The sequence below is a fragment of the Aminobacter sp. P4_H6_2 genome, from assembly GCF_056400805.1.
In genome coordinates this window covers 1-7,646 of record NZ_JBFUKO010000244.1, presented here as the reverse complement: position 1 = coordinate 7,646, position 7,646 = coordinate 1, and the positions used below count along the sequence as shown (strand labels likewise).

At 60.9% G+C, this 7,646-nt stretch carries 7 protein-coding genes and 1 pseudogene; 6 read left to right on the top strand and 2 right to left on the bottom strand.

The window, feature by feature from the left end; translation table 11 throughout:
• The 3 genes and pseudogenes from AC1DUU_RS17545 to AC1DUU_RS17535 all read left to right on the top strand — a co-directional run.
• Positions 1–274: pseudogene (locus tag AC1DUU_RS17545) on the top strand (N-ethylammeline chlorohydrolase); the annotation flags it as partial.
• Positions 267–1,250: an ABC transporter ATP-binding protein gene (locus AC1DUU_RS17540; protein ID WP_476784685.1), complete on the top strand. Its 984-nt coding sequence runs from the start codon at positions 267–269 to the stop codon at positions 1,248–1,250. The pseudogene AC1DUU_RS17545 and the gene AC1DUU_RS17540, both read left to right, overlap by 8 nt.
• Positions 1,247–2,227, top strand: a complete 981-nt coding sequence (locus AC1DUU_RS17535) for an ABC transporter ATP-binding protein (protein WP_476784684.1) — start codon at positions 1,247–1,249, stop codon at positions 2,225–2,227. Before AC1DUU_RS17540 ends, AC1DUU_RS17535 begins: the two co-directional genes overlap by 4 nt.
• 17 nt (positions 2,228–2,244) lie before the next feature.
• Here AC1DUU_RS17535 and AC1DUU_RS17530 read toward each other — a convergent pair whose 3' ends face one another.
• Positions 2,245–2,922 carry a GntR family transcriptional regulator gene (locus AC1DUU_RS17530; RefSeq protein ID WP_476784683.1) on the bottom strand — a complete coding sequence of 226 codons (678 nt, stop codon included), beginning with the start codon at positions 2,920–2,922 and terminating at the stop codon, positions 2,245–2,247.
• Positions 2,923–3,057: 135 nt separating this feature from the next.
• On the opposite strand from AC1DUU_RS17530, the gene AC1DUU_RS17525 reads away from it, so the two are divergent.
• Positions 3,058–3,693 carry a flavin reductase family protein gene (locus AC1DUU_RS17525; protein ID WP_476784682.1) on the top strand — a complete coding sequence of 212 codons (636 nt, stop codon included), beginning with the start codon at positions 3,058–3,060 and terminating at the stop codon, positions 3,691–3,693.
• A gap of 11 nt (positions 3,694–3,704) precedes the next feature.
• Positions 3,705–4,451 (top strand): aspartate/glutamate racemase family protein, encoded by a 747-nt coding sequence (locus AC1DUU_RS17520; protein WP_476784681.1) that lies wholly within the window; start codon positions 3,705–3,707, stop codon positions 4,449–4,451.
• Between the two features lie 70 nt (positions 4,452–4,521).
• Here the strand turns inward: AC1DUU_RS17520 and AC1DUU_RS17515 are convergent, their stop codons facing one another.
• Positions 4,522–5,997, bottom strand: coding sequence for an amidohydrolase family protein (locus AC1DUU_RS17515; protein WP_476784680.1), 1,476 nt, complete (start codon positions 5,995–5,997; stop codon positions 4,522–4,524).
• A 191-nt stretch (positions 5,998–6,188) separates the two neighbouring features.
• Between AC1DUU_RS17515 and AC1DUU_RS17510 the strand changes: the two genes are divergently transcribed.
• A partial coding sequence (locus AC1DUU_RS17510; protein WP_476784679.1) for an ABC transporter substrate-binding protein occupies positions 6,189–7,646 on the top strand: 1,458 nt, incomplete at its 3' end.

Here is a 7,646-nt window from a genome sequence, read left to right as displayed (position 1 = left end):
CCTCGATGACGCGGTCATGGCGCCTTCCATCGACCCGATCACCACGTTGGTGACGGGCGGGTCGGGCAAGGTCACGCAGGCGGTCTTCGTCGACGGGCGTTTGTCCATGCGTTTCGGCGAGGTCGCTGGCATCGACATGAAGGCAGCGCAGAAGCGTGCGCAAACGCAGTTCGACGGACTCATTGCGAAGTATCCAGAGCGCAGCTGGGGCAATCCGCCGGTGTCGGAAATCTTTCCGCCCAGCTATCCGATCGAGGTCAACACCAATGGCTGAAGCTGAAAAAGCCGTGCTTGAGGTCCGCAACCTCAAGGTGGAATTCCCAGGCCGCCGCGGCATCGCGACAGCGCTTTCTGATGTCAGCTTGTCGATACGTCCGGGCGAAATCCTCGGTGTCGTCGGGGAGTCCGGTGCTGGCAAGTCGATGACGGGGCTCGCGGTGCTGGGGCTGCTCGAACGGCCCGGCCGTATTGCAGGCGGCGAAATCTGGCTCGGCGAACGCCGGATCGATACGCTCGGCGACCGCGAGATGGAGAAAATTCGTGGCCGCGAGATAGGTGCTATTTTCCAGGACCCACTGACCTCGCTCAATCCGCTGTTCACGGTTGGCGCGCAGCTGACAGAGACCATCCGGCTCCACCTCGGCATGAGTAAGGCGGAGGCCAAAGCGCGGGCGATTTCGCTGTTGAAGGACGTCGGCATTCCGTCGCCCGAGGAGCGTATCAACCAGTACCCGCATCAGTTTTCCGGCGGTATGCGGCAACGTGTGGTGATCGCACTTGCGCTTGCCGCCTCGCCGAAACTGATCATCGCGGACGAGCCGACGACCGCCCTCGACGTTTCGATCCAGGCGCAGATCACGTCACTTTTGCGCAAGCTGTGCAAGGAAAAGCAGACTGCCGTCATGCTGGTGACGCACGACATGGGCGTCATCGCCGAAACCGCGGACAGGATCGCCGTGATGTATGCCGGCCGCCTCGTCGAGGTCGGGCAGGTTGAACAAGTGCTGCATGCCCCCCAGCACCCGTACACACGTGGTCTCATGGCGTCGATCCCGGCTCTTGGCGCACGTGTGGAGCGCCTTAACCAAATCGACGGGTCTATGCCGCGGCTCGACGCGATCCCAGAAGGCTGCGCCTTCGGCCCACGCTGCAAGGAAGCTGGACCGCGTTGCAGGCGTGAACGGCCGAGCCTGCTTCCGGCGGGCTCCGGAGCCAGCGCGTGCTGGATGAATGCTGGAGGAACCGCATGACAGCCATGTCCGCACAGAAGAACTCGGCGCTCAGCGTTGACCGTCTGGTCAAGACGTTCGACGTGTCGGCGCCATGGCTCAATCGCGTGATCGAGCGCAAGCCGCGGCAGTATCTCCAAGCCGTCAATGATATCAGCTTCGAGGTTCCAAGGGGCGGCTGCCTGAGCCTGGTCGGCGAAAGCGGTTGCGGCAAGTCGACCGTCGCGCGCCTTGTGACAGGGTTGTACAAGCCAAACAGCGGCGAGGTGAGTTTCGCGCTGGACCATGATGGGCAGCCCCTATCGGCCCAGATGATCTTCCAGGACCCGTATGCGTCGCTCAACCCGCGCTGGCGGGTGAAGAACATCATCGCCGAGCCGATCCGCGAATTGAAGTTGCGAAACTCCGCAACCGAGGTCAACGAGCGGGTAGTGGAGTTGCTGAAGACGGTCGGCCTGTCCGCATCGGATGGCGAGAAGTTTCCGCATGAATTCTCAGGCGGGCAGCGCCAGCGAATCTCGATAGCGCGCGCTCTGGCAAGCGAGCCACGCTTCCTGGTCTGCGACGAGCCGACCTCGGCGCTCGACGTGTCGGTGCAAGCCCAGGTGCTCAACCTCATGCGTCGTCTGCAGGACGAGTTCGGGCTGACCTATCTGTTCATCAGCCACGACCTGAGCGTGGTTCGGCACATGTCCGACCGCATCGCTGTGATGTATCTCGGGCGCATCGTTGAGGAAGGCGAGACGGAGGAGCTTTTCGCGCAGCCACGCCATCCCTATACGCAGCTTCTGCTGCAAACGATCCCCAACATTGTAAGTCCTAACAGGGATCGCGAAATTGCCGGCGGCGAGGTGCCAAGTCCTCTCAAGCCGCCGTCAGGCTGCCCGTTCCATCCGCGATGCCCCATCGCCACGGCACTGTGCTCGAGCGAACTTCCTGAAGTGCGCACGCTCGCCAGCAGAACGCGCGTGGCCTGCCACATGGTGCGAGACGAATGATGTTGCCGCGGGCCGAACTATGCCAGCGCGGCCCGCAAATCGTGGGATATGTCGCGCACTTCCCGCAAGTCGAGTTCCGTTTCGACGTGCTCGAGATGATGTTCCATCAGCGCCGCGGCGTTCTTGAAGTTGCCCTTGGCAATCTCCTCGACGATTTCATCATGCTCGTCCGGTCCGCAGTTGAAACGGGCCGTGTTGCGATAGACGGCGGTAATCAGGGAGGTGCGCGAGATCAGGTCGCGCATCATTCCGAACAGAAAATCGGAGCCGGAAATCTCCGCGAGCAAAAGATGGAAACCGCCGGACAGCTTTATGATGTCGGTGGTGACGTCCTTGGCGCTGGCGGTCCGTTCCTGGGCAACATGGCTGCGCAGGCGCGCGACATCGGCCTTCGAGATCGAGGTTCCGATACGTTCGACGACGCAGGCTTCAACCGCACGGCGAACGGCGAATACGTCCCTGGCCTCGTCGACAGACGGCTGGCAAACGAAAGCGCCACGGTTGGGGATGATTGTCACCAGCCCTTCGCGCTCAAGCGCAGTCAGGGCCTGGCGGATGCGCGCGCGGCTGACATCGAAAATAGCAGCCAGTTGGCCCTCTTTCAGCTGGACGCCCGGACGCAGACGGCGCTCTGCAATCGAAAGCCATACCTTTTCGACAATCTGCTGTGTCGAAACGCTCGCCTGTTCGGTCATGAAACTATGCCCCCACCAAGGCCGACATTCGCCATAGATAACAAAAAGTCAACATTCGCATAGATTACCCCAATCGCGTTTTGCTGACAATTACGTATCAGATTGTGTACCAACAAATCGGAACTGAGAGAACGAATGGAGTTCGACTTTACGAAACTGGAGATGGAAAGCCGCTATCGCCTGCTTACCAATTTCATTGGTCCACGGCCGATCGCGCTTGTCACCACCCGCTCAGTCACAGGGCGAAGCAATGCCGCGCCGATGAGCTTCTTCAATGTCTTTTCGCACGAGCCGCCCATTGTGGTGCTCGGTATCCAGCCACGCGCATCGGGTGAGGAAAAAGACACGGTCGCCAACATCAGGAGAACCGGAGAGTTCGCGGTAGGCATGGTCGACATGGCCCTGTCGCAGCAGATGCTCGTTTGCGGCCTGGGGTTCGAAAGCGACGTCGACGAACTCGAGATCGCCGGGCTTCCTACGGCCAAGGGTGCACAGATCGATGTCGACTACGTCGCCAATGCGCCTTGTTCCTTCGAATGTCGCGTGGAGCGGCTGATCGAGTTCCCGCGTCGCGTGCTCGTGCTGGGTGAAGTGGTCCACATGCATGTTCGCCGCGACTGTCTCGACGAGGCCGGGCGCTACGTCAATCCAGAGGTCTACCAGCCGATCGCTCGGCTGCATGCAGACAATTACATCACTTCCGATCGTCAGTTCGTGCTCAAGGCGCCGACGATTGTGGATGTGTTGAAGGCCACCGAGAGCGGCGAATAGGATTTACCAACGTGCATATTCGACTGATCAATCCAAATTCAACCGCTTCCATGACCAACCAGGTGCTGGAAAGCGCGCTACGTGTTGCGAATGTGGGAACGCGCGTCACCGCGGTAAACCCGACCAGGTCGCCTGTCAGCATCGAGGGCAGTGTCGATGAGGCGGTGGCAGTTCCGGATATGTTGGTCGAGATCCGCAAGGGCGAAGAGCTGGGCGTCGATGCCTATGTGATTGCCTGTTTCGACGATCCTGGCCTCCACGCTGCCCGCGAAATGGCCAAGGGGCCAGTCATCGGCATTTGCCAGGCAGCCGTTCAGGTTGCCATGACGATCAGCCGCCGCTTTTCGGTGATCACCACACTTCCGCGTTCGGTACCAATCATTGAAGACATCGTCCAGGCCTATGGCGCCGGGCATCATTGCCGCGCCGTGCATGCGATCGACCTGCCAGTGCTTGGTTTGGAAGAGGACCCGGAAACCGCCGAGCGCCTGCTGATCGAAGTGATCGAGCGCTCAAAGGTCGAAGATCGCGCAGAAACGATCATTCTGGGCTGTGCCGGAATGTCGAGCCTGTGCGAGCGCCTGGCCAAGGCAACCGGCGTTCCGGTGATCGACGGGGTGACGGCAGCGCTGAAGATTGCCGAGGCGCTTGTCGGCGCCGGCTACTCCACCTCGAAGGTCAACGCTTATGATTATCCGCGCCAGAAGGAAGCGCCGGGCGCAGTCGTAGAGTCGCGACGCCTAGCGATGAACAGCTAGGATCGACCGGGAATTGGTCCGCCTGGTGACCACGCGGACCAATTAGCGTGGAGCCTTGCAGGCTCCGATTTCAGACGGCTGGAGGCGCGGGCGGCACGACTGCCTCGTCAAATGTCCGGCTCAGCTGTCCCCAGCCGGGGCTATGCATATGCGCCTGCAAGCCCGCCCGCCCGACCAATGCCTGGGCTTCGCGCTCGCCGAAATCGAGCGCCTGGTCGACATCCGTCGTCAGCACCTTGCCGCCCTCCATCAGGATCTTGCCATCAACGATGACTGTCTCGACGTCGGCGCCAAGGACCTGGTGAGCGAGGCGATGGATCACCATCCAGTTGGGCGTCAGGTGCGGCTGGCGCATGTTGATGATGGCGATGTCCGCCTTCTTGCCAACTTCCAGCGAGCCTATCTCGTGTGCCATGCCCAGAGCCTTGGCCGCATCGATGGTGATCATCTCGAAAAGCTTGCCAGGCGGCAGCAGGTAGCGGTCGTGATTGGCCAGCAGGTGCTGGGTGTACTGCGCCAAGCGCGCTGTCTGGAACAGGTCAAAGTGACGGCTGGGGGACACGCCATCCGTGGTGATGGCCACCGGAACGCCCCTGGCGATCATGTTCAGAATAGGCGTGGCACGGCCGGGAGGGGCATGGGTAACGAAGGTGCCGGTCTCGGCGAGGATATCGATCTCCTGATGCGAGATGCCCCAGCAATGCTGAAGGTGCACGTCAGGGCCCAGGATAGCATTTTCCTTGTCCTGGAAGGCCATACGGATCTGTCCGGCAAAGGCGTCGGAATGGATGCGCACGCCCCATTTCCGCGCCGTCTCGCGCACCCGCCGCGCCTGCATGCGGTCGTCAGCTGTCAGCTTGACCGCCTGGTCAGGCGTCGACATGTTCGACGGGTCGAGCGAGGGCACGATGGTGAAAGGCGTAATGAATACCTTGATGCGTCCATCGGCGCTGCCGTCCAATTCCTGGATCGTCGCCTCGGCGCCCTCGATCATTTCCTCGAACGAGACGTGCCGCCGCACCGGACTTCCGGTTTCCCACCGCGTCACCGCATGCGGCCACGGCAGGCCGGCCGGACCCACGCAGATGACTTCCCTCAAGCCTATCTCGCTGTAGGCCTTGGCGTGGTTGCTGGCAAAGACCGGATCGTCGCTTCTTGGCATGGACGAGATGATGCTGACGCCAGTGGTAACGCCGGCGCGCAAGCGCTCGAGACCCGACACCAGTCCATCTGCGTACCAGTAATCGCGCGTCGTGTAGTGATGGTAGGTTGGCGTTACGATCCGCATCCACATTGAGTTGGTGTCCGCTGCGATGCTGCGGATGAGCACATGACCGGCATGCCCGTGGGCGTCGATCAGCCCGGGAATGATGAGTTTGCCGCGGCAATCCATCACCTTCTTGTCTTGATGCCTGGGCTGGAGATCGCTGCTGGCACCAATGTCGACAATCCTGTCGCCTGAAATGGCGATTGCCCCATCTTCGATGATGCGTCTGTCGGGATCCACAGTGACAATGGTTGCGTGGAGCAGTAGCAGGTCGTTCAAGCGATTTCCTCCCATTGTGCCGGCCCGCATCGCAAATGCGGCCGCAGACGAGCTGGCGGACGGCAAAAGGCCGCGCACAGCTGCCGACCATTTTGCTACCGATGTCGGCAATTTGCGTCAACAATATTGTTGACAATCTTTCCATTCGTTACGATGCTGCAGGCTAGGAAGCGTGATCCCTGGGAGGTAAAATGGCTCGCTTGAAAAAACTCATTCTTGGTGCAATGGCAGCAGTCGCCATGGCGGGGCCAGTCAGTGCGGAAACTCTGCGTTGGGGTGGTCGCGCCGACATCTATTCGCTTGATCCGGACTCAATCGCTTCGACATTCAACCTGTCGTTCCTCAACCATATCTATGAGGGTCTGGTCCGCTACGACGCCAACTTCAAGATCGAGCCGGCGCTGGCGACCGAGTGGAAGCTCATCGACAACAAGGTCTGGCGCTTCACCCTGCGCCAGGGCGTCAAGTTCCACAACGGCGCGGACTTCACCGCCGACGACGTGATCGCCTCGCTCAGCCGCGTCACCGATCCGACCTCGCCGCTGCGCGGCAACATCCCGCTCTACGTCAGCAGCAAGAAGGTCGACGACTACACCGTCGACGTCGAGGTCTCGGCGCCGACGTCGCTGTTCCTCAATGACATGACGAACATCTTCATGTTCAGCGCGAAATGGCTGAAGGACAACAACTCCGAAAAGCCGACCGCCGTCGACACCAAGACGGAGGGCTACGCGACCCACAACACAAACGGCACAGGCCCATTCAAGCTGGAGAGCCGCGTGGCCGACAGCAAGACTGTGCTGCTCGTCAACGACCTCTGGTGGGACGAGAAGAAGCACAATCTAGATCGCATCGAATACATGCCGATCGCCTCGGCCGCGACGCGCGTCGCAGCGCTGCTGTCCGGTGAAGTCGATCTGGTCGATTCCGCACCGATCCAGGACCTTCCCCGTCTTGAAAGCTCGCCGGGTCTTTCGGTGATGAAGAAGCAGGAGTTCCGCACGGTCTTCCTCGGCTTCAATCGCAATGAGAAGCTGGAGGACGGACGCGCCAATCCGTTCAACGACGTGCGTGTTCGTGAGGCCGTGGAAGCGGCGATCGACCGCGACCTGATCAACGCCAAGGTGATGCGCGGGCTTGCCCGTCCGTCCGGCTCGCTGATCGCCCCTGAGATCGCCGGCTACGCCAAATCGCTCGACACCTACAGCAAGGCCGATCCTGAACGCGCCAAAAAGCTGCTCGCCGAGGCTGGCCAGGAAGGTCTCAAGTTCACCTACATGTGCTCCAACGACGAGAGTATCAACGAGGAGGACTTCTGCGTTGGCATCGCCAACATGCTGAAGCGCGCGGGCTTCGACGTCTCGATCGACATCGCGCCGCGCGCTATCCAGTCGCCGAAGCGCACGCAAGGCAAGGCCGACATGTTCAACCTGAGCTGGGCCAACGAGCCGACGCTCGACGCCTATTCGATCCTGGCCCAGGTGCTCTCCACCAAGAACGACAAGGTGGGCGTGTCGAACTACGGCGGATGGTCCTATCCGGAGCTGGACAAGCTGGTTGCACAGTCGGTGCAGGAGCCTGATAGCGCCAAGCGCCTGCAGCTCGAGGAAGCGGCCCTCAAGATCTCCAAGGACGATACGATCTTGATC